The sequence below is a fragment of the Falsirhodobacter halotolerans genome (assembly GCF_022899245.1).
Lineage (GTDB): Bacteria > Pseudomonadota > Alphaproteobacteria > Rhodobacterales > Rhodobacteraceae > Falsirhodobacter > Falsirhodobacter halotolerans.
Map to the genome: position 1 here is coordinate 1501606 of NZ_JALJAZ010000001.1, position 22928 is coordinate 1524533.

At 65.5% G+C, this 22928-nt stretch carries 18 protein-coding genes and 1 tRNA gene; 10 read left to right on the forward strand and 9 right to left on the reverse strand.

Annotation, left to right across the window (positions count from 1 at the left end):
* Window positions 1-3: 3 nt before the first annotated feature.
* The 4 genes from MU449_RS07945 to yajC are packed head-to-tail and all read right to left on the reverse strand — an operon-like array spanning window position 4 to window position 3359.
* Window positions 4-357, reverse strand: a complete 354-nt coding sequence (locus MU449_RS07945; protein WP_244737486.1) for an Mth938-like domain-containing protein — start codon at window positions 355-357, stop codon at window positions 4-6.
* Window positions 357-1328, reverse strand: a complete 972-nt coding sequence (secF, locus tag MU449_RS07950; protein ID WP_244737487.1) for a protein translocase subunit SecF — start codon at window positions 1326-1328, stop codon at window positions 357-359. The genes MU449_RS07945 and secF overlap by 1 nt, the downstream gene beginning before the upstream one ends.
* 12 nt (window positions 1329-1340) lie before the next feature.
* Window positions 1341-3005: a protein translocase subunit SecD gene (gene secD / locus MU449_RS07955; protein WP_244737488.1), complete on the reverse strand. Its 1665-nt coding sequence runs from the start codon at window positions 3003-3005 to the stop codon at window positions 1341-1343.
* 27 nt (window positions 3006-3032) lie between these two features.
* Window positions 3033-3359, reverse strand: coding sequence for a preprotein translocase subunit YajC (gene yajC, locus MU449_RS07960; RefSeq protein ID WP_244737489.1), 327 nt, complete (start codon window positions 3357-3359; stop codon window positions 3033-3035).
* A 197-nt stretch (window positions 3360-3556) separates the two neighbouring features.
* Here yajC and serS point away from each other — a divergent pair, with 197 nt between their 5' ends.
* Window positions 3557-4846: a serine--tRNA ligase gene (serS, locus tag MU449_RS07965; RefSeq protein WP_244737490.1), complete on the forward strand. Its 1290-nt coding sequence runs from the start codon at window positions 3557-3559 to the stop codon at window positions 4844-4846.
* Here serS and MU449_RS07970 read toward each other — a convergent pair.
* Window positions 4843-5421: a lytic transglycosylase domain-containing protein gene (locus MU449_RS07970; RefSeq protein WP_244737491.1), complete on the reverse strand. Its 579-nt coding sequence runs from the start codon at window positions 5419-5421 to the stop codon at window positions 4843-4845. The genes serS and MU449_RS07970 overlap by 4 nt on opposite strands.
* 148 nt (window positions 5422-5569) lie before the next feature.
* Here MU449_RS07970 and ssb point away from each other — a divergent pair, with 148 nt between their 5' ends.
* Complete coding sequence (ssb, locus tag MU449_RS07975; protein ID WP_244737492.1) at window positions 5570-6082, forward strand: single-stranded DNA-binding protein; 513 nt, start codon at window positions 5570-5572, stop codon at window positions 6080-6082.
* 42 nt (window positions 6083-6124) lie between these two features.
* Here the strand turns inward: ssb and MU449_RS07980 are convergent, their stop codons facing one another.
* Window positions 6125-8395 (reverse strand): Tex family protein, encoded by a 2271-nt coding sequence (locus MU449_RS07980; protein WP_244737493.1) that lies wholly within the window; start codon window positions 8393-8395, stop codon window positions 6125-6127.
* A gap of 154 nt (window positions 8396-8549) precedes the next feature.
* On the opposite strand from MU449_RS07980, the gene MU449_RS07985 reads away from it, so the two are divergent.
* From MU449_RS07985 to MU449_RS08010, 6 genes are all read left to right on the forward strand, one after another.
* Complete coding sequence (locus MU449_RS07985) at window positions 8550-10127, forward strand: peptide ABC transporter substrate-binding protein (protein ID WP_244737494.1); 1578 nt, start codon at window positions 8550-8552, stop codon at window positions 10125-10127.
* Between the two features lie 66 nt (window positions 10128-10193).
* Entirely contained in the window at window positions 10194-11117 is a 924-nt protein-coding gene (locus MU449_RS07990) for an ABC transporter permease subunit (protein ID WP_244737495.1), read from the forward strand.
* Complete coding sequence (locus MU449_RS07995) at window positions 11110-12219, forward strand: ABC transporter permease (protein ID WP_244737496.1); 1110 nt, start codon at window positions 11110-11112, stop codon at window positions 12217-12219. Before MU449_RS07990 ends, MU449_RS07995 begins: the two co-directional genes overlap by 8 nt.
* Before the next feature lies 1 nt (window position 12220).
* Window positions 12221-13843 (forward strand): ABC transporter ATP-binding protein, encoded by a 1623-nt coding sequence (locus MU449_RS08000; RefSeq protein ID WP_244737497.1) that lies wholly within the window; start codon window positions 12221-12223, stop codon window positions 13841-13843.
* A 104-nt stretch (window positions 13844-13947) separates the two neighbouring features.
* Window positions 13948-15078 (forward strand): efflux RND transporter periplasmic adaptor subunit, encoded by a 1131-nt coding sequence (locus MU449_RS08005; RefSeq protein WP_244737498.1) that lies wholly within the window; start codon window positions 13948-13950, stop codon window positions 15076-15078.
* Window positions 15075-18296, forward strand: coding sequence for an efflux RND transporter permease subunit (locus tag MU449_RS08010; RefSeq protein WP_244737499.1), 3222 nt, complete (start codon window positions 15075-15077; stop codon window positions 18294-18296). Before MU449_RS08005 ends, MU449_RS08010 begins: the two co-directional genes overlap by 4 nt.
* Here MU449_RS08010 and MU449_RS08015 read toward each other — a convergent pair.
* Both MU449_RS08015 and MU449_RS08020 read right to left on the reverse strand, forming a co-directional pair.
* A complete protein-coding gene (locus MU449_RS08015) occupies window positions 18235-18720 on the reverse strand; it encodes a DUF1499 domain-containing protein (protein WP_244737500.1) in 486 nt (161 codons plus the stop codon). The two genes, MU449_RS08010 and MU449_RS08015, sit on opposite strands and share 62 nt — an antisense overlap.
* Before the next feature lie 82 nt (window positions 18721-18802).
* A complete protein-coding gene (locus tag MU449_RS08020; RefSeq protein WP_244737501.1) occupies window positions 18803-21880 on the reverse strand; it encodes an EAL domain-containing protein in 3078 nt (1025 codons plus the stop codon).
* 115 nt (window positions 21881-21995) lie between these two features.
* Here MU449_RS08020 and MU449_RS08025 point away from each other — a divergent pair, with 115 nt between their 5' ends.
* Window positions 21996-22316 carry an arsenate reductase family protein gene (locus MU449_RS08025; RefSeq protein WP_244737502.1) on the forward strand — a complete coding sequence of 107 codons (321 nt, stop codon included), beginning with the start codon at window positions 21996-21998 and terminating at the stop codon, window positions 22314-22316.
* On the opposite strand, the gene MU449_RS08030 is transcribed toward MU449_RS08025, so the two are convergent.
* A complete protein-coding gene (locus MU449_RS08030) occupies window positions 22313-22519 on the reverse strand; it encodes a cold-shock protein (protein ID WP_244737503.1) in 207 nt (68 codons plus the stop codon). The two genes, MU449_RS08025 and MU449_RS08030, sit on opposite strands and share 4 nt — an antisense overlap.
* A gap of 173 nt (window positions 22520-22692) precedes the next feature.
* Between MU449_RS08030 and MU449_RS08035 the strand changes: the two genes are divergently transcribed.
* Window positions 22693-22782: transfer RNA gene (locus tag MU449_RS08035), tRNA-Ser, on the forward strand.
* Window positions 22783-22928 lie beyond the last annotated feature (146 nt).

The following is a 22928-nucleotide window of genomic DNA, read 5'->3' on the forward strand; positions in this document are numbered from 1 at the left end:
GCCTCAGCCCTCCACCGGCAGAAGGGCAAGGGCCACAAGCCGCCCTTCGGTCAACAACAGGTTGTAGGTGCGGCAGGCGGCGGGCGAACTCATGACCTCCACCCCGATGCCGGCCGTTTCCAACGCGGCGCGGAAGGTCCGCGGGGCATGGGCGATGTCGCCCCCCGTCCCCAGAAACAGGACGTCGATCCGCCCCGCCAGCGTCAGCGGCGTCGCTGTGTCCGTCAGACCGCCCCACCCCCGCACGCTCCAAGGCGAGACGAGGAGCGGTTCATGGAACAACCGGTCCATGATGCGGAAGAACCCCGGGCCATAGCCGTCGATAGGCTGCGCCTCGGCATAGGTGATTTCCTGCATCACGCGTCGATGTCGGCGAAGGTCGTCCCGGCCTTGGACTTCACCTTCGGCTCACGGTTGATGCCGATCCACAGCACCAGGTTCTTGGCCATAAAGACCGAGGAGTAGGTGCCCAGAAGAACGCCGAACAGAATGGCGGACACGAAGCCGCGCAACACGTCGCCCCCGAAGATCAGCAGCGCAACCAGCGCAATGGCCGTCGTCATGACCGTCATCACCGTCCGGCTGAGCGTTTCGTTGACCGAGATGTTCATCACGTCGCGCAGCGGCATCGTTTTGTATTTCCGCAGGTTTTCCCGAAGCCGGTCGAATACCACGACCGTGTCGTTGACCGAATAGCCCAGAATGGTCAAAAGCGCCGCGACGGTGGTCAGGTCGAAACGGAACTGGAACAGCGAGAAGATCCCGACCGTGACGACCACGTCGTGCAACGAGGACATGATCGTGCCCAAGGCGAACTGCCATTCGAACCGCAGCCAGATATAGATCATGATCCCCAGCGAGGCGAGACCCACGGCCAGGATCGCCGACCAGACCAGTTCGCCCGACACTTTCGGCCCGACCGTCTCCACCGAAGCGAAGATGAGCGAGGGGTCGACGGCGGTCAATGCGCTCTGGACCCGCGTCAAGGTTTCGGAATTGGTCGATGCCTCCCCTTCCGATGCGGAAAGGCGAATGGTGGCGACGTTCTGATCGGCACGGAAGGCGGGGTCGAACACCTCGGTGATGACTACATCGCCCAGATCCAGCGGGGCCAGCGCCGCGCGATAGGCGCCGACATCCACCGGCTGCTGCGCTTCGGTCCGAATGGTGGTGCCGCCGCGGAAGTCGATGCCGAAGTTCAATCCCATCACCGCCACGATGACCAAGGACAGGACCATGGCCGCGATCGAGGCGCCGAACGTCGCCCACTGCCAGCGGAAGAAGTCGATCTTGGTGTTGTCGGGAACGAGTTTCAGACGAAAGGCCATGACATGCGTTCCTTACACGACGATTTTCTTGGGCCGCCGGATGGCGTACCAGGTGGCGATCAGCGACCGCGTGACGAACACGGACGTGAACATCGAGGTCAGGATCCCGACGCCCAGCGTGACCGCGAAACCGCGGATCGCGCCACTGCCGAACGAGAACATGACGATGGCGGTCAGCAGCGTCGTTACGTTGGCGTCGATGATGGCCGACAGGGCCTTGCTGAACCCTTCGTCCAAGGCGCGGACCGCGCCCCGTCCGGCGCGCAACTCCTCCCGCACCCGTTCATAGATCAGGACGTTGGCATCCACCGCCATGCCCATGGTCAGCACGATCCCCGCGATCCCCGGAAGGGTCAGCGTGGCCCCCAGAAGCGACAGGATCGCCAGGATCGCGATGACGTTCACGGCCAGCGCGACATTCGCCAGCACGCCGAACCAGCCGTAACAGGCGATCATGAACACCACGACGGCAACCATCCCGACGATGGAGGCCATGCGCCCGGCGTCGATGCTGTCCTGCCCCAGTTCCGGCCCGATGGTCCGTTCCTCAAGGAAATTCATGCCGGCGGGCAAGGCCCCCGCGCGCAAGAGGACGGCCAGTTCGGTCGAGCCTTCGACGTTGAAATTGCCGGTGATAATCCCGGATCCACCCGGAATGGCCGAATTGATGACGGGGGCCGAAATCACCTGATTGTCCAGAACGATGGCGAAGGGACGGCCGATGTTCTGCGCGGTGTAATCGCCGAATGCCCGACCGCCCGATCCGTTGAAGCGGAAATTCACCGCCGGACGGTTGTTCTGATCGAAGGCGGGCTGCGCGTCGACAAGCTGTTCGCCCGTCACGACCGGCGTCGTCTGCACGACATAGAACACGCCCGGTTCGTCCTGCGAGGGCAGAACCTCCTGCCCCGGCTCCACCGGCGCGTTCGCGTCGTTGGTGCGGTTGATGACCGGATTGAAGGTCAGCTGCGCGGTGGTGCCGATCAGGGACTTCAGTTCCTCGGCCGACCCGATGCCCGGCACCTCGATCAGGATGCGGTCGTCGCCCTGACGTTGGATCGTGGGCTCGCGGGTGCCGACCTCGTCCACCCGGCGGCGGACGATCTCCACGCTTTGCAGCATGGTGCGCTGATCGGTGGCGGCGCGTTCGGCTTGCGACAGCTGGATGGTGATCGTGTCGCCTTGCGCCTGCACGTCCAGGTCGCTCTGGTTGCCGCCGGTCATGGAGGCGATGGGCTGGGCCAGACTGCGCGCGACCTCGGCCGCGCGGGCCAGCCCCTCGGGGTTGGAGATCTGCACCTGCAACACGCCGGGTTCGGAGGCGACGCGGCGCACCCCGCCCACCTCGGCCCGCGCGTCGCGCAGCGCGTCGCGCAATTGCGGCCACATCGCGTCGATACGGTCGGCATAGACGTCGGCCAACTGCACCTCGGCCAGAAGATGCGCGCCGCCGCGCAGGTCCAGACCCAGATTGACCAGGGACGACGGCAGATAGCCGGGCCACCCCGCGATCGCCGCCTCCTGTTCGGGCGTGGGAACGGCCCCCGCCTCCACCTCGGCCACGGCATCGTTATGCTGCTCCACCCTGTCGTAGAAGGCATTCGGCAACGCGATGATCACCGCCACCAGGCACAGGGCCCAGATGATGATCCGTTTCCACAAGGGGATTTGCAGCATGATGATGGTCCGGGTCGGAAAGTGGGATCAGGCGACGGGTTCTGTCTTGGAGATGACCTGCGCGATGGTCGAACGGATGACCTTCACCTTCACGCCGTCGGCGATTTCCACGTGGATCTCGTTGTTTTCACCCACATGGGTCACCTTGCCGACGATGCCGCCCTGCGTCACGACCTGATCGCCCCGGCGCAGCGCGTCGATCATGGCGCGGTGCTGCTTCAGCTTGCGCTGCTGCGGACGGATCAGCAGGAAATACATGATGACGAAGATCAGGACCAGCGGGACGAAGCTGGTCAGCGTCGCGGCGGCACCGCCGGTTCCGGCGGCCTGAGCGAAGGCGGGGGTTGCGAACATGCGGGTTTCCTTGCGTCTGAAGGGGGCGTTCCCCCCGGGAATTACGGTGGCGCACCCTAGCCGCCCCCCTGCCCGATGGCAAGCGCGCCCCCTGCGTCAGAAATGCACGGCGGCGTCCCGGGCGGCGGCGTGATTTTCCCGGTTTTCACATCATCCGCGATGGGGCATAGGACAGGCACAGCAACAGGAGAGCCGCCATGCACGACATCCGCGCCATCCGCGAAAACCCCGCCGCCTTCGATGCGGCGATGGCCCGACGGGGTCTGGCCGGTCTGTCGTCGCGCATCCTCGGCCTGGATGAAGCGCGGCGCGGCAAGATCCTTGCGGCGGAAACCGCACAGGCCGAACAGAACCGCGCCAGCAAGGATGTGGGCGCGGCCAAGGCGGCGGGCAACGACGCCGAGTTCGAGCGTCTGCGCGCGCTGGTCGCCCAGAAAAAGGCCGATGTCGCACGCCTGAACGAAGAGGCCGTGGCCGAGGATGCCCGCCTGCGCGATCTTTTGATGACCCTGCCGAACCGCCCCCTGTCCGACGTGCCCGACGGTGCCGACGAATCCGGCAATGTCGAACTGCGCCGCTGGGGCACCCCGCGCGCCTTCGATTTTCAACCCGTGGAGCATTTCGAGATCGCGGGCGCGAAGGGTGGTCTGGACTTTGCCACCGCCGCGAAACTGTCGGGCAGCCGGTTCGTGGTTCTGTCGGGCGCGATCACCCGCCTGCACCGGGCGCTGGCGCAATTCATGCTCGACACCCATGTCACGGATCACGGCCTGACCGAAATGTGGACCCCGGTTCTGGTGCGGGACGAGGCGATGGTCGGCACCGGCCAGCTGCCGAAATTCGCCGAAGACAGCTATCGCACCACAAACGGCTGGTGGCTGATTCCGACGTCGGAGGTCACGCTGACCAACACCGTCGCAGGCGAGATGCTGGAAGAGGAGCGCCTGCCGATCCGCCTGACCGCGCACAGCCAGTGCTTCCGTTCCGAAGCGGGCAGCGCAGGCAAGGACACGTCGGGCATGTTGCGCCAGCACCAGTTCGAAAAGGTGGAGATGGTGTCGATCACCACCCCCGATCAATCCGCCGCCGAACAGGAACGGATGACCGGCTGCGCCGAGGCGATCCTGCAGAAGCTGGAACTGCCCTATCGCGTGCTGGTCCTGTGCGCGGGGGACATGGGCTTCGGCGCGACCCGCACCTACGATCTGGAGGTGTGGTTGCCGGGTCAGGACACATACCGCGAAATCTCGTCCGTGTCGGTCTGCGGCGATTTTCAGGCGCGGCGCATGAACGCGCGGTTCCGTCCGCAGGGGGGCAAGCCCGATTTCGTCCACACGCTGAACGGATCGGGGCTGGCCGTGGGGCGTTGCCTGATCGCGGTGCTGGAGAATGGCCAACAGCAGGACGGCTCGGTCGACCTGCCGGCAGCTCTTCATCCCTATCTGGGGGGCAAGACCCGGATTGCCGCAGACGGAACGCTGGCCTAACGGCCGGCAATCCTGCGGACATAGTTCTGGGTTTCGGCATAAGGTGGGATGCCGCCGAAGCGTTCCACCGCCATCGGCCCCGCATTATAGGCCGCAAGGGCATGTGGCCAGTTGCCGAAACGGTCATGCATCATCTTCAGATACCGCGCGCCCCCATACAGGTTCGCGCGCGGATCGTTGATCGCCGCCCCCACCAGCCGCGCGGTGTCGGGCATCAGCTGCGCCAACCCCCGCGCGCCCTTGACCGACACGGCGTTCGGGTTCCAACCCGATTCCTGCTGCACCAGCCGCAGGAACAGATCTTCGGGAATGCCATGTTCCCGCGCGGCGGACCGGGCCGTTTCCAGATATTCGCCGCGGTAATTGCCGCTGTAGCGTGGGGTAGGCAGGGCGGCGGTGGCCTTGGCCTCCTCATCCTCTTTCGACGGGGGACGCAGACGGGTCGAGGCGGAGTATTGTTGCGCGCCACGCTGGTCCAGAACCTGGAACCGGGAACTTGCGCCATTGCCGAAAATATCGGCCTGCGCCACCTGCGCCGTCATCGCCACCGCCAGCGCCAGAACCGCAACCCGCATGATGTGCCCCTCTCCGTTGTCGCGGCGGACGATGCCACAGAACGGCCTTCGGCAAAAGTCTGCGATTTCACCGTCGGCGGGAAGGTGTTCTTGCGGGGCGGCGGCGTGGCGTGTAGGTCGGATCAAACGCATTTCGAAGGGGGCACGCATGGCGGGTTCGGTCAACAAGGTCATCATCGTCGGCAATCTGGGGCGCGACCCCGAGGTTCGCAGCTTTCAGAACGGCGGACGCGTGGTGAACCTGCGCATCGCCACGTCCGAAACCTGGCGCGACAAGAACAGCGGTGAGCGGAAGGAACGGACCGAATGGCACTCGGTCGCCATCTTCTCCGAACCGCTGGGCAAGATCGCCGAGCAATATCTGAAGAAAGGCTCCAAGGTCTATATCGAGGGGGCGCTGGAAACCCGCAAATGGCAGGACCAGTCGGGGGCCGACAAATACACCACCGAGATCGTGCTGCGGCCCTTCCGGGGCGAGCTGACGTTGCTGGATGGACGTGACGGCGGCGGATCGTCGGGCGGCGGATATGACGATCGCGGCCAGGGCGGCGGCGGATACGATTACGAAGGCGGCGGTTCGCGGGGCGGATCGTCGGGGGGGCGTTCGGGCGGATCGCAAGGCGGGCGCGGATCGGACTTCGACGACGAAATCCCGTTCTGATCACGGCGACATGGGGCGGCCTTCGGGCCGCCCCTTTCGCATTCAGCGGCGCAGCCCCTTCAGCGCATCGGCAAAGGCGTTTCCGCCGGTCGATGCCGGCGCTGCCTTCGCCCCCCCGCGCGGGCGATCCTTCGGGGGCGGGGCGTCCCCGCCCTTGCCGTCCTTGCGCATGGTCAGGCCGATGCGCTTGCGGGGCACGTCCACTTCCGTCACGCGCACCTTCACCACATCGCCCGCCTTCACCACCTCATGCGGATCCTTGACGAACTTGTCGGCCAATTGGCTGACATGGACCAGACCGTCCTGATGCACCCCGATATCGACGAAGGCACCGAAGGCCGCGACATTGGTGACCGTGCCTTCCAGCAGCATTCCCGGCTTCAGATCGGTGATCGCGTCCACGCCTTCGGCGAAGGTCGCGGTGCGGAACTCGGGGCGCGGGTCGCGGCCCGGCTTTTCCAGTTCGGCCAGGATGTCGCGCACCGTGGGCAGGCCGAAACGGTCGTCCACGAAATCCCGCGCGTTCACCCGGGTCAGAACGGCGCTGTCGCCCATCACCGACCGCAGGTCGCGCCCGCAGGCGGCCACGATCCGCCGCGCCACGTCATACGCCTCGGGGTGGACTGAGGAAGCGTCCAACGGCTCTTTCCCGCCGGTGATGCGCAGGAACCCCGCCGCCTGTTCGAACGCCTTCGGCCCAAGGCGCGGCACCTTCAGAAGGTCGCGGCGCGACGCAAACGCGCCCAAGGCATCGCGATGCGCCACGATGGCATCGGCCAGCGAACCGCCCAGCCCCGACACCCGCGCCAGAAGCGGGGCCGACGCGGTGTTCAGATCCACGCCCACCGCGTTCACCGCATCCTCCACCACCGCGTCCAACTGGCGCGACAGGCGCGACTGATCCACATCATGCTGGTATTGCCCGACGCCGATGCTTTTTGGCTCGATCTTCACCAGTTCGGCCAGCGGATCCTGCAGACGCCGGGCGATGGACACTGCGCCCCGCAGGCTGACATCCAGGCCCGGAAACTCCTTCGCCGCCAGTTCGGACGCGGAATAGACGGACGCCCCCGCCTCGGACACGATGACCTTGGTGGGCTTGTGCGGCAGGGCCGAGATCACATCCGCCACCAGCCGTTCCGTCTCGCGGCTGGCGGTACCGTTGCCGATGGCGACCAGATCCACCCCATGCGCGCGGATCATCCGCGCCAGATCCGCCGAAGCGCCGCGCAGATCGTTCTTCGGCTGGAACGGATAGATCGTCCCCGTTTCCAGAACCTTGCCCGTCGCATCCACCACGGCCAGCTTGCACCCGGTGCGAATGCCCGGATCGACGCCCAGCGTCACCTTACCCCCTGCGGGAGCTGCCAGCAGCAAGTCCTTGAGGTTGCGGGCGAATACGTGTATAGCCTCCGCCTCCGCCCGATCCCGCGCCTGCGCCATAAGATCGACCGTCAACGAGGTTTTCATCTTCACCCGCCACGCCCAGGCGGCCACGTCCCGCAGCCAGATGTCGGCCGGCCCTGTGCCCCCCGCCCGCAGGGCGGCGCCCGCCATGCGCTCGGCCCGGCTTTGCCCGCGCGGGGCCTCCGGCTCCACGGCGAGGTCGAGACTCAGCACACCCTCGTTCCGGCCCCGCAGCATCGCCAGAACGCGGTGGCCCGCCGCCGTCGAAAACCCTTCGTCATGCGCGAAATAATCGGCGAACTTCGCGCCCTCGGTCTCCTTGCCCGCGACCACGCGCGCTGTCAGGCGGCCGGTTTCGGCCATGTGCCCCCGCAACCGGCCCAGAAGGTCCGCATCCTCGGCCAGACCTTCGGCAACGATGTCGCGCGCGCCGTCCAGCGCGGCCTTGGCATCGGGCACGGCCCCGGTCACGAAGCGCGTGGCCAGCGCCGCCGGATCGACCGTCCGGTCCGCCAGAATCGTTTCCGCCAGGGGGCCCAGCCCGTTTTCCCGCGCGATCATCGCCTTGGTCCGGCGCTTCGGGCGGAAGGGCAGATAGATGTCCTCAAGCTCGGCCTTGGTCATCACGCCCGCGATCCGTCCCTCCAGCGCGGCGTCCAGCTTGCCCTGATCGCGGATCGAGGTGAGGATCGTCGTGCGACGCGCCTCCATCTCGCGCAGATAGGTCAGGCGTTCGGCAAGCGTCCGAAGCTGCGTGTCGTCCAGCCCCCCCGTCGCCTCCTTGCGATAGCGCGCAATGAACGGCACGGTCGCCCCCCCGTCCAGAAGCGTGATCGCCTGCGCCACCTGGCTCGGGGCGGCCCCGATCTCGGTAGCGATCAGGGCGGGAATGCGTTGGATGGTCATGAACAGGCTCCGTCTTGGGAGCGCCACCATATCCGTCGCCCCCGCCGAACGGAAGCGATGCCATCTTCCTCTTGCGGTTGCGCGCCAAGCACGATTGACTCGAGTCATAAAATTTCAGACAGACCGAAGTCTGGTCCTACAGGGAGAACCAAGAATGAAAAAACGCGACCTTTTCGCCGCCTCGGCGCTGGCCTTGGTCATGGGCGTCGCCTCTGCCAACGCGCAGGTCACCATCAACCGCGGCAACGACACCGATCCGGCAACGCTGGACCCCCATCACACGCAGACCGTGTCCGAAGCGCGCGTGCTGGCCGACCTGTTCGAAGGTCTGATCACCAAGGACGCCGCCGGCCAGAACATCCCCGGCATGGCAGAATCGTGGGAGATGTCGGAGGATGGCACCGTCTATACCTTCACCCTGCGCGATGCGAAGTGGTCGAACGGCGATCCGGTCACGGCGCAGGATTTCGAATATTCGCTGAAGCGCATCATGACGCCGGAAACCGCGGCGGGCTATGCCTCCATCCTGTTCCCGATCAAGAACGGTGAGGCGGTGGCCGGCGGCGAGATGCCGGTGGACGATCTGGGCGTCCGCGCGATCGACGACAAGACGCTGGAAATCACGCTGAACGGCCCGACGCCCTACTTCCTCGAACTTCTGACGCACCAGTCGTCGCTGCCCGTCCACCGCGCCTCGGTCGAGGAGTTCGGCGACCAGTTCACCCGCGCGGGCAACCTCGTGTCGAACGGCCCCTACATGCTGCAGGGCTTCACGCCGAACTCGCAGCTGTCGATGGTCAAGAACCCGAACTACTACGACGCCGACAACGTGGCGGTCGATGCCGTGAACTGGATCCCGTTCGAGGATCGTTCGGCCTGTATGCGCCGCTTCGAAGCCAAGGAAGTGGTGACCTGCGCCGACGTGCCCGCCGAGCAGATGGATTACGTGAAGGCGAACCTTGCGGATTCGCTGCACATCGCCCCCTATCTCGGCACCTATTACCTGCCGGTGAAGGGCGCGGATGGCAGCCCCCTGAAGGATGCCCGCGTGCGTCGCGCCATTTCGATGGTGATCGACCGCGACTTCATCGCCGAGAACGTCTGGGCGGGCACCATGCTGCCGGGCTTCACGCTGGTTCCTCCGGGCATCTCCAACTATGTCGAGGGCGGCGTGACGGTGGATTACGCCGAGGACGACCTCTTCGACCGCGAAGATGCGGCCAAGGAGCTGCTGGAGGAGGCCGGGGTCGAACCGGGCGCGCTGACGGTGGAACTGCGCTACAACACCGGCGAGAACCACAAGAACACCATGGCCGCCGTGGCCGACATGCTGTCCAACATCGGCATCAACGCCCGCCTGAACGAAGTCGAAGGCACGACCTATTTCAACTATCTGCGCGAAGACGGGCCGTTCGATCTGGCCCGTGCCGGCTGGATCGGCGATTACAACGATCCGCAGAACTTCCTGATGCTCTATACCAGCAACACGCCCTTCAACTATTCCCGCTGGAAGAACGAAGAGTATGACGCGCTGCTGGACGAAGCGGCGATGGAAACCGATCTGCCCGCACGGGCGGAGATCCTGGCCAAGGCCGAAGCGCTGCTTCTGGAAGAACAGGCGATCATTCCGATCCTGTCCTATTCCTCGCGCGAACTGGTGGCCACGAATATCAGCGGATACGAGGACAACCTCGGCTCGGACCACTATACCCGCTGGCTGTCGGTCAACTGATCCTGAACCCCTTCACGACGCGCGCCCGATCCCGGGCGCGCGTCCCTTTTATGTCATAGGTCTTCGATGCTTGGATATACCTTGCGACGAATGGCCAGCGCGATCCCGACGATCTTCATCATCGTCACGCTGACCTTCTTCGCCATCCGTGTCGCCCCCGGTGGCCCGTTCGATCTGGAACGCCCGCTGGACCCGCTGATCCTTGCCAACCTGCAACGCGCCTACAATCTGGATGCGCCGTTGTGGCAGCAGTATCTCATCTATCTTGGCAATCTGATTCAGGGCGACCTGGGTCCAAGCTTCACACGGCGCGACTTCACGGTGAACGATCTGTTCGCCCAAGGGTTGCCGGTGTCGATCCTGCTGGGCGGCCTTGCGCTTTTGGTGGCGACGATTCTGGGCACGATCCTTGGCGCCATCGCCGCCCTGCGGCAGAATTCCTGGCTGGACACGACCATCGTCGCCATCGCGACGCTGGGCATCACCACGCCGAACTTCGTCATCGCCCCCCTTCTCAGCCTGTTCTTCGGCGTGATCCTTGGCGTTCTGCCCGCAGGCGGGTGGAGCAACGCGAACCCCGCCTATTGGGTCCTGCCGATCGTGACGCTGGCCTTGCCGCAGGTGGCGGTGATCGCCCGTCTTGTGCGTGGCGCCACGGTGGAGGCGCTGCGCGCCAACCACGTCCGCACCGCCCGCGCCTATGGCCTGCCGGCCCGCGTCGTCGTGGGGGTTCACGCCCTGCGCGCCGCGATGCTGCCGACCGTGTCCTATCTGGGGCCGACCGCCGCCGCCCTGCTGACCGGTTCGGTCGTGGTGGAAACGATCTTCGGCCTGCCGGGTGTGGGACGTTACTTCGTTCAGGGGGCGCTGGGCCGCGATTACACGCTGGTCATGGGCACCGTGGTCGTGATTGCCGTCTTCGTCGTTATTTTCAACCTGCTTGTCGATCTGGCCTATGCCTGGCTCGACCCGAGGGTGCGCTATGACTGATACAACCCTGCCCATCGCCCCCAGCCGGTCGCTGTGGGAAGATGCGTGGCGCCGCCTGCGCCAGAACCGCGCCGCCGTTGCCAGCCTGATCGTGCTGGTCGTGCTGGGGCTGGCGGGGATCTTCGGTCCGATGATCTCCCCCCACCCCTATGACCGCATCTATCAACAATATACCCGCGTGGCCCCCAGCCTTGAGGCCTATCCCCGCGCCGACGCGATCACCCCCGCCTTCGAAGGCCTGATGGCCCGCGCCCGCATCGAGGGGGAGCCGGAGCTGTCCGGTCAGACCATTTCGGTCGATTTCACCTCGGCCGAGCCGGTGGACGAACGCGTCATCCGGTATTTCCAGCGGTCAGACCTGTTCTTCAACCCGAAGCTTGAGATTGCCGAGAACGGCCTGTCGGCGACGCTGTCGGCCAATGTGTCGCGCAATTATTTCCTTCTTGGGACGGACAATCTGGGGCGGGACATGCTGTCCCGCATCCTGATCGGGGTGCGCATCTCACTGGCGATCGGCATCCTCGCCTCGGCCATGGCGCTGGTGGTGGGCGTGACCTACGGCGCGATTTCCGGCTATCTCGGCGGCAGGGTGGACAACGTGATGATGCGGATCGTCGACATCCTCTATTCGCTGCCGTTCATCTTTTTCGTCATTTTGCTTCTGGTTTTCTTCGGGCGGAACCTGTTCATCATCTTCATCGCCATCGGCGCGACGGAATGGCTGGACATGGCCCGCATCGTGCGCGGCCAGACGCTGTCGCTGAAACGCCGCGAATTCGTGCAGGCCGCGCAGGCGCTGGGCGCGACCAGCGGGGCCATCGTGCGCCGCCATGTCATCCCGAACGCCCTTGGCCCCGTGATCGTGTTCGTCACGCTTCTGGTGCCCAAGGCCATTCTTGCCGAAAGCCTGCTGTCCTTCCTGGGCCTTGGCGTGCAGGACCCGATGACCTCGCTGGGCCTTCTGATCTCGGAAGGGGCGCAGAACATGCAAGGCGCCGCGTGGCAGCTGATCGGCCCCGCCGTGGTGCTGACCGTCATCCTGTTCGCGCTGAACTTCCTGGGCGACGGATTGCGCGACAGCCTCGATCCGAAGGAGCGTTGAGATGACCGATCCTGACAAAACGGGCACCATTCTTTCGGTCCGCGACCTGCGGGTCACGTTCCAGACCAATGACGGCCCCGTGGACGCGGTCAAGGGCGTCAACCTCGATCTGAAATCGGGCGAGACGCTGGCCATCGTGGGCGAATCCGGCTCGGGCAAAAGCCAGACGACGATGGCATTGATGGGGCTGCTGGCCGCGAACGGGGCCGCCACCGGCACCGTCAGCTATCGTGGGCGCGACATCCTCAACACGTCGGAACGCGCGCTGAACGGGATCCGCGGCAAGAAGATCACCATGATCTTCCAAGAGCCGATGACCTCGCTCGACCCGCTTTACAAGATCGGGACGCAGTTGGCCGAACCGCTGCGCTATCACGCAGGGATGACGCGGGCGCAGGCGCGGCCGCGGATCCTGGAACTGCTGCGGCTGGTCGGCATTCCCGACCCCGAACGCCGGATCAACGCTTATCCGCACGAATTGTCGGGCGGGCAGCGCCAGCGGGTGATGATCGCGATGGCGCTGGCCAACGATCCCGACATCCTGATCGCGGACGAGCCCACGACCGCGCTGGACGTCACCATTCAGGCGCAGATCCTGGAACTTCTGGCCGATCTTCAGAAACGTCTGGGCATGGCGATCATCTTCATCACCCACGATCTGGGAATCGTTCGCCGCTTTGCCGACCATGTGGCGGTGATGCGCGCGGGCGAAGTGGTGGAGGATGGCGCGGCGGCGGACGTGTTCGCCAGCCCCAAACATCCCTACACCCGGATGCTGCTGGATGCAGAGCCCGAAGGCCGGAAACTTCCCCCGGCCGAGGGCGCGCCCCTGCTGCTGGAGGGCGAGGATGTTCGCGTCACCTTCCCCATCGGTGGCAGTCTGTTCCGCAAGCCGGCGCCGCTGCACGCGGTGAAGGGCATCTCGCTGACCCTGCGCGAGGGCCAGACGATCGGCGTCGTGGGGGAATCCGGTTCGGGCAAGTCCACTCTTGGCCGCGCGCTGCTGCGCCTGCAGGAGTCGGAGGGCCGGATCGCGTGGCTGGGAAGCGAGCTTCCCACCGGCCTCGATGCGATGCGCCCCTATCGCGGCGATCTGCAACTGGTGTTCCAGGACCCCTTCGGCAGCCTGTCGCCGCGCATGACGGTGGGCCAGATCATCACCGAAGGGCTTTTGGTGCACGAGCCCCAGATCACCCGCGCCGAACGGGCGCAGCGCGCGTCCGAAGCGCTGGCCGAGGTGGGGCTGGACCCCGCGATGCGCAACCGCTATCCGCACGAATTCTCGGGCGGGCAACGCCAGCGGATCGCCATTGCGCGGACGATGATCCTGCGCCCGCGCGTCATCGTGCTGGACGAACCCACCAGCGCGCTGGACCGGTCGGTGCAAAAGCAGATCGTGACGCTGCTGCGCGATCTGCAGACCAAGCACCGCCTGTCCTATGTCTTCATCAGCCACGACCTGACCGTGGTGCGGGCCTTGTCGGATTACATCATCGTGATGCGGCTGGGGGAGATCGTGGAAGAGGGTCCGACCGACGCCGTCTTCGATGCGCCGAAGCAGGACTATACCCAGAAGCTGATGGCGGCGGCGCTGTCCACGACACGGTTCCGCGACGTGTCCTGACCACGGCGGGGCGCGCGGCCATCCGCACGCGCGCGCGCCCCGGACTTTCCTTCACCGACGGCGCACCCCATATCAAACGCGACGAGATCCGAGGTCCGCCCCCCGTGAAGTATGCCCTGTTCGCCCTGACCGTCCTGCTGCCCCTGCCTGCGCTGGCGCAGGACGTGCCGCCCCCCGCCGTCACCGTGACGCCGGTGACGGAACGCGACCTGACCGCCCGCGTGGTGGTGTCCGGCCTGATCGCGCCGGTGGAACGGGTGGCGGTGCAGCCCCTGATCGAAGGGCAGCCGATCGACGAACTGCTGGCGGATGTGGGTGACACCGTTCAGGCGGGCGAGGTTCTGGCCCGCCTGTCCTCCGACACGCTGACTTTGGAGAAAAGCCGCCTTGCCGCGCAGCGTGCGTCCGCCCGGGCCGCCGTGGCCCAGGCCGAGGCCGGTCGGATCGAGGCGGAGGCGGCCGCCACCGAGGCGGATGCCGCCGCCGAACGCATCGCGCAGCTTCAGGCGCAGGGGGCCACCTCGCAGGCGGCCATCGATCAGGCGCGGGCCAATCGCGCGACCACCGCCGCCCGTCTGGCCGCCGCCGCGCAACAGGTGGAGGCGGCACGGGCCGAAGAGGACGTGGCGCAGGCGCAGATCGCCGATATCGACCTGCAATTGCAGCGCACCGCCGTCACCACCCCCGTCGCGGGCGAGGTGATGGAGCGGAACGCCGACCGTGGGGCCATCGCCTCGGCCGGCAGTGGCGCGCCCATGTTCGTCCTGATCCGCGACGGGGCGCTGGAACTGCGCGCCGATGTGACCGAGGCGGATCTTGCATCCCTGCGTCCCGGCCAGCCTGCCACCCTGCGCGTCGTCGGCGGGGTGGAGATCGACGGCACCGTCCGTCTGGTCGAACCGCAGATCGACGCCACAACCCGTCTGGGCCGTGTCCGCATCGCGGTCAACGCATCCGCCGCGTTGCGCCCCGGCATGTTCGCCGAAGGCCAGATCGTCACGGCCGAGCGTCCCGCCCTTGCCCTGCCCATCGGCGCGGTGGGGCATGACGGCGACGGCGACTTCGCGCTGCGCGTTCAGGATGGCACGGTGCACCGCGTGCCCGTCGAGGTGGGCATTCGCGACGGCAGTCATATCGAGATCACCGACGGGCTGACCCAAGGCGACCGCATCGTCGCCCGCGCGGGGGCCTTCGTGCGCGATGGCGACCGCGTGACGGCGGTGGACGCGGAATGAACTTCTCCGCCTGGTCGATCCGCAACCCCGTCGCGCCCATCCTCGCCTTCGTGATTCTGGTCGTTCTGGGGATACAGGCGTTCCTCAGCCTGCCCGTCACGCGGTTTCCCAACATCGACCTGCCGTTGGTGTCGGTGACCGTCGTGCAGGACGGCGCCTCGCCCGCCGAACTGGAACGGCAGGTGACCCGAGAGGTGGAGGACGCGGTATCGGGCGTGGCCGGGGTGAAGAACGTCACCTCTACCATCTCGGACGGGCAGAGCACGACGGTGGTGGAATTCCGCATCGAGGTGCCGACAGACCGCGCGGTGCAGGACACCAAGGACGAAATCGACCGGATCCGCGCCGACCTGCCCGCCGATGTCGAGGCCCCCATCGTGTCGCGGATCGACGTGGAGGGGCAGGCGATCCTGACCTATGCCATCGCCTACCCCGAAATGACGGTCGAGGAGCTGTCGTGGTTCGTGGACGATACGGTCATCCGCGCCCTGCAAGGCCAGCCCGGCATCGGTCAGGTGGACCGCTATGGCGGGGCCGAGCGCGAGGTGCGTCTGACCCTCGACCCGGTGGCCTTGGGCAGTTACGGCATCACGGCCGATGAGGTCAGCCAGCAGATCGCGGGCACCAATCTGGATCTGGGCGGCGGGCGCGGCGATGTAGGCGGGGCGGAACAATCCATCCGAACCCTGGGCAATGCCGCAGATGTGGCGGCGCTGGCGGCCACGACCATCGCACTGCCCACGGGCGGCCATGCGCGCCTGTCCGATCTGGGACGGGTGGACGACACGCATGAGGAAATCCGCTCCTTCTCCCGCTTTGCCGGCCAGCCGGTGGTGACCATCGCGGTATTCCGCGCGCAGGGGGCGTCCGAAGTGTCGGCTGCGGACACCGCGACCGCCTCGCTGGCCCGTCTTCAGGCGCAATACCCGCAGATGCAGGTGACCCCGGTCGACGACATGGTGCGCTACACCTTGGGCAACTACCACTCGGCCGTGGATACGCTGATGGAGGGGGCGTTCCTTGCGGTTCTGGTCGTGCTGATCTTCCTGCGCAACTGGCGGGCCACGGCGATCGCGGCGGTGGCGCTTCCCCTGTCGGCCATCCCGACCTTCTGGGTCATGGATCTGATGGGGTTTTCGCTGAACCTCGTGTCGCTTCTGGCGATCACGCTGGCGACCGGCATTCTGGTCGATGACGCCATTGTGGAGGTGGAGAACATCTCGCGTCACATGAAGATGGGAAAGACCCCTTACCGCGCCGCCATCGATGCGGCGGACGAAATCGGGCTGGCCGTGATCTCCACCTCGCTGACCATTGTCGCGGTGTTCGTGCCGGTGTCGTTCATGCCGGGCATTCCGGGCCAGTATTTCAGTCAGTTCGGGCTGACGGTGGCGATTTCGGTCCTGTTCTCGCTGGCGGTGGCGCGATTGATCACGCCGATGATGGCCGCCTACCTGATGCGGGGGTCGGATGCGCACGACCATCAGCCGGGCGACGGGTGGGTGATGGGCGGATATCTGCGGTTCGTCGGGATCACGCTGCGCTGGCGCTTCGTGACGCTGGCGGTGGCGATCGGCATTCTGGCCGTATCGCTGATGTTCATGCTGCGCATTCCGGGCAGTTTCATCCCGCCCGAGGATGTGAGCCGCATCCCGATCAGCGTCGAACTGCCCCCGGGCAGCACGCTGGACGAAACGGACGCCGTCACGGCCCGCATGGAGGCCGCGATCCGCGCGGTGGACGGGGTGCAGGATGTCTTCGTTCTGGGCGGATCGTCCCCTACCGGCGATCTTGACGTGCGCCGCGCCTCGGTCACGGTGCTGCTGGATGCGCCGGCCGAAGGTCTGGGCGGCCGGTTGTGGCATATCCTGAACGGGCTGGGCGGCCTGCTGCCGGAGCCTGACGGACGTTTGCGCCCGCAATGGGATGTGGAGGCGGACATTTTCGCCGCGTTGACGGGCATCCCGGATGTTCGCGCCTATAAACTCAACGATCGGGGGCAGCGGGACATCCAGTTCTCGATCCTGTCGAACGACCCTCAGGCCTTGGGTGAGGCGACGGCTCGTCTGGAGGCTGCGTTGCGGGCCGAACCCCGCCTTGCGAATGTCGCGGCGGAAGGGGCCCTGCCCCGACCGGAGGTTCACATCGTGCCGCGGCCCGCCGATGCCGCGCGTCTGGGGATCACCACCGATGCCATCGCCCGCACCATCCGCATCGCGACACAGGGAGATGTGGACGCGGCGTTGGCGAAGATCTCGTTGGACGACCGGCAGATCCCGATCCGCGTGCGGCTCTCGAATGCGGCGCGCGCCGATCTGGGCCGCATCGCCGCGATGAAGGTGCGCACTGCCGAGGGGAATCTGGTGCCGTTGGCTGCCGTGGCCGACGTGTCCTTGGCCGAAGGGCCCAGCCAGATCAAACGCTACAACCGCGAACGTCAGGCGACTTTGGGGGCCAACCTTCCCCCCGGTGTGGCGCTTGGCACCGCGACCGAGGCGTTTCGCGCCGCCACCGACCGGGTGGAGCTTCCGCCGAACGTCCGCATCGCCGAACTGGGCGATGCCGAGGTGCAGGCGGAGATGGTCGCCGGGTTTGCGAATGCCATGATCTTGGGGCTGATGATGGTTCTGGCGGTTCTGATCCTGCTGTTCCGTTCGGCGGTGCAGCCGTTCACGATTCTGTTGTCCTTGCCTTTGGCGTTGGGCGGGGTGGCCGGTGCCCTGATCCTGACGGACGAGCCGCTGTCGATGCCGGTTCTGATCGGCATCCTGATGCTGATGGGGATCGTCACGAAGAACGCGATCCTGCTGATCGACTTTGCCATCGAAATGCGCGCCCGTGGACTGGCGCGGATGGAGGCGGTGATCGAGGCGGGACACAAGCGCGCCCGGCCCATCATCATGACCTCCATCGCCATGTCGGCGGGAATGTTGCCCTCGGCGCTTGGTGTTGGCGCGGGTGGATCGTTCCGCGCGCCGATGGCCATCGCCGTGATCGGCGGCATCGCCGTATCGACCGTGCTGAGCCTGGTGGTCGTGCCGTCGTTGTTTCTGGTGATGGACGATCTGTCCCGTCTGCTTGCACGGCTGTTCGGACGGCTGATCGGCCCGAAGGAGGAGGAAGCCGCCCCCCTGTCGTCGGACGAGGTTCTGGCCCTCAGGGACCGGGTGTCGGCATTGGAGGGGGCCCCGCCGCATCCTCGGGCACCAGAGAGGTGAGGGCCGCGATCCACCCTTCGATCCGCGCCCGTTCGCGGGCCGGAAGATCGGGGAAATACCGCGCCCTGGCATAGATCGCAACGCGGGTGCCACCGTTTTCAGGGATCAGCCGGACCGAGGTGAAGGTGGGCAGCCCCAGAACACCTGCCCGCGTGGTCCACGTCCGGTGAAACCCCTCGCCCGCGAAGGCCTCGGTCCCCGGGGTCTGACGGGTCAGCGCATCCAGCCGTGCCGCCACCTGATCGGGCGGCAGGGCAATGAACGGCCCGTCGTTTCGATACAGGATATGGTTCGGGCGGTTGGGTTTGCGCACCGTCAGCGGATCGACATGCCAATCCTGCGAATCCGACGGGGTGTAGCGCAAGATCGCCCATGCGGCCAGAAGCGCCACGGCCAACAGGACAAGAAGATCGGCAAAGCTCATGGACAGGTTCCTTTGAACGTCTGTCCTTTCATATGGTTCGCCCCGCCAGCGGCGCAATATGGCGGGGCGGGTTCTTGCCGTCTCAGGCCACCTGCTCGGTCACCTCCAGATCGGGCATGACGGATTCCAGGCGGCCCGGACGGCCCAGAAGGAAGCCCTGCGCCTCGTCGCACCCTTCGCTGCGCAGAAGGTGCAACTGCTCCAACGTCTCCACCCCTTCGGCCAGAATGGGCACTTCCAGACTGCGGCCAAGGGCAAGGATGGCGCGCACGATGGCCTTGGCCTGGCGGCTGGTCTCCACCTCCCGGATGAAGCTGCGATCCAGCTTGATCTTGTCGAAGGCGAAGGAGCGCAGCGTTTCAAGCGAGGAATATCCGGTGCCGAAATCGTCGATGGCGATGGTGACGCCAAGATCCTTGATCTGCGCCAGCATATGCAGCGCCCATTCCTTGTCGGCGATGATGGCGCTTTCGGTAACTTCCAGTTCCAGCCGCCAGGGCTCCAGACCCGTATCGTCCAGGACGGCCTGAAGATTGGTGACAAAGCGCGGGTTTCCAAGCTGCACCGGCGACAGGTTCACCGCGATGCGCACCTTGTTCGGCAGACGGGCCGCCTGTTCGCAGGCCGTGCGCAGAACCCATTCCCCGATATGCAGGATCGCGCCGCATTCCTCGGCCACCGGAATGAAATCGGCGGGCGAGATATTGCCGCGCTCGGGGTGTTGCCAGCGCAGAAGAACCTCATACCCCGTGGTTTCGCCAGTGGTCACCGATTTCTGGATCTGGTGGTGCAGATACAGCTCGTCCCGCTCCACCGCGCGCCACAGATCTCGCGCCATCTGGCGACGCGTGCGCGAGGCTTCGTCCATCTCTGCCTCATAGTAGCAGATTTTTTCGGTGATGCTGGACTTCGCGCGATACATCGCCATGTCGGCATTGCTGATCAGCTTGCCCCCGACATGCCCGTCCTCGGGGAACAGCGCGATGCCGATGCTCGCGCCCACGCTCAGTTCGTTCTGGGCCAGCGGGATCGGCTGGCAGATCGTCTCCAACAGGCGCGCGGCGAAGGCCTCCACCTCCTCGCGCGTGCGGAAGGCCTTATAGGCCGCGAATTCGTCGCCACCGAAACGCGCCAGAAATTCCCCCTTTTCCAGCACATTCGTCAGGCGCGTGGCCAGTCCGATCAGAACGTCGTCGCCCACGGCATGGCCAAGATGGTCGTTGATTTCTTTGAACCGATCAAGGTCGATGCCCAGCACCGCGACCTGCATTCCGCCATCGACCCCCGCATCGTCCAGCGCCCAGGCCAGATGTTCGGCAAAGCTGGCGCGGTTGGGCAGGCCGGTCAGCGCGTCGTGACGGGCCATGTGCACGATCTGCCGTTCGGAACGGGTGCGCTCGGACACATCCTCGAAGGTGGACACCCACCCCCCTTCGGGGATCGTGCGATGGGTGACCAGCAATGTCCGCCCGTCATGCAGTTCCAGCGTCCGTTGGCGCCGCCCCTGCCCGTCCATGCGATAAAGTTCGTCCATGACCGTCGAGGACGCGGTCAATTGCGCCGAAACGTCGGTTGCAAACTCGATCAGGGTCTGTCCCGTCGGGGCCGGGCGGCCGAGAATCTGCGCCAGGCGGGTGTTGGTCAGGACCAGAGCGCCATCCGGGTCGAACAATGCGATCCCCTGGATCATGTTTTCCAGCGCGGCGGTCAGATTGCGGCTCATGCTCGCGATCTGTTCGGCATCCTCTTTCTGGCGGGTGTTGTCATGGGTGACCTTGACGAACCCGATATGCTGGCCATCGTCATCCGTGATCGGTTCCAGCAGCACATGGGCCCAGAACCGGGTGCCATCCTTGCGAAACCGCCAGCCCTCCGCCTCGAATTTGCCATCAAGAAGGGCGCGGTCCAGCATACGATAGGGCAGACGATCCTTCTGATCCTCGGGCGAGAAGAAGATGGAGAAGTGTTTTCCCACAACCTCGTCACTGGTGTAGCCTTTGTTGCGTTGCGCGCCCGCGTTCCAATTCGCGATGAACCCTTCGGGTGTCAGCATGTAGATGGCATAGTTGGTCACGCTTTGGATGAGGAAGCGGAACCGGCGTTCGGCGTCCAGCCGGGCGCGCACGATACGCTCGCTTTCCGCCTCGGCCGCCCGGGCACCCCGCAGGTCGCGCAGGGCGATCGCCTCGGCCGATCGGTTGCCAAGGGTGACAAGGCGCAACGTCGCCTCAACGGGAATGACGGTGCCGTCCTTGCTGCGGATGTCGATCTCCTGCACGCGGGTGGGGTTCGCGCGCAAGCGGTCCAGACCCCCGACATCGACCACATCGGACAAGGCGATGCCGGCATCGAACCCGGTCATGAGGACGAAGGACAGGTTGCAGCTTGTCACCATACCGTCGATGGCCGAAATCAGCCCCTCCTGCGATACATTCGCAAGCTCTCGCAGGCGGTGGGCCTGCAGTTCCATCTGCCGTTCGCGCCGGACATCCATCAACCAAAAGACCAGCGGCACGGCCAGAAGAACACAGGTCGAAAATCCGATCGTCAGCATGACGCCCAGGGGCAGCAAGCTTGTGTCCGCATCCACGACGCGCCCCGCAAACGGTGTCAGCGTACGATAGGTCAGAACATGCGCCACCAGAGCGGTGACGACCATTCCGCCCACCCCGACCGCCCGAACCCAACGTGTTGCGCTGCGCAGCACTGCAATGGCACCCGCCCCGATCATCGCAGGGATGACGAAAGCGACCAGCATCGCGTCCGTATCCCAGACGACCTGACTCCACGCACCCAAGGCGGTCAGCCCCGTCATTCCCGACGCAGCCGTCCCCAAACCATAGATCACCCCCCCGGCGGCCCCGCGTCTGCGGCCCACCCACACCATGGCCCCCGCCAGCGCGATCAGCATAAGCAGGGAGATGACAAGCGCGCCCGTTTGAAGCCGAGGCGCCGCATCCATAACGTGCGAAAGAAGGAACAGAAGCTGCGACACCCACCACCCGGCTCCCAGGACCGCTGCGGACAACACGCCCCAGCGCCGGGGCGCCCCATCCGCCCAAGCCCGCCGCAGAAAACTCGTGCCGACAAGGGTCGCGAAGCTGCACAGGCTGATCGCGGCACCGAATATCATCGGATCGTGGTGAAAGAGGTTCGTCATCCTGGTCCTCACTGTTGTTGCGAGGAGGGTTGACGCCTTCAAATGAATGGTTTGTTTATCCGCCTATGCGCCTTCAGGCAAAAATACATCGAATTGGATACATTCAGGGGTCGGAATGAAGCTTTATGGACTGGGAACGTGCGACACGTGCCGCAAGGCGATCCGCGAGCTTTCGCCCTTTGATCCCGAGTTCCAAGACGTGCGAAAGACGCCGCTGTCCCGCCCCCAGATCGACGCCCTCTTGGAAATATTCGGCGACGAGCTTGTCAATCGAAAGTCGACCACTTGGCGCGGGCTGAGCGATACGGAAAAGGCCATGACGGCGGGCGATCTTCTGGTCGCTTACCCGACCTTGATGAAACGGCCCGTCATCGAGCATGACGGGCGCCATCACCTTGGCTGGGGAGCCGCCACTCAGGCAGCCCTACTGCGTTAAAGCAGACGCAAATCGCCCGCAGAATCACGCCCGTCGCGGCCGGTCTGAAGATCGTATCCGACCTTCTGATTGTCGTTCAGCCCCTTCAGCCCTGCCCGCTCCACCGCAGAAATGTGGACGAAGACATCCTTGCCGCCGTCATCGGGTGCGATAAACCCGAACCCTTTGGTGCTGTTGAACCATTTGACCGTTCCCGTCGGCATGACCCGTTCCCTTTCCTGGTGCTGGCGACGGTTCGAACCCGTCCCCTTAACGCAGGATGCCCGAAGCCGGAGCAAAATCAAGCGTCCAGCATGAGGTGGGGCGATTTTCCTTTCGATTCCCCCCGGATGGGGCCTTGCGCATCCCCGCAAGGTCACGCTACACACCGTCGAACGGACAGGTGGCCGAGTGGTCGAAGGCGCACGCCTGGAAAGTGTGTAGGCGGGGAACCGTCTCGAGGGTTCGAATCCCTCTCTGTCCGCCACTTGCCCTCGCGAAAGCGTTCTCCCGATCCGGCTGCGGCCGGATTTTTCCGTTGTTTTCGAGGGTTGTGCGGGATGGGCTGAGCACTGACAGAGGCGCCGGGTGGCCACGAAGCGGTCTCTCCAGGCCAATATTCTCCGGACCTCA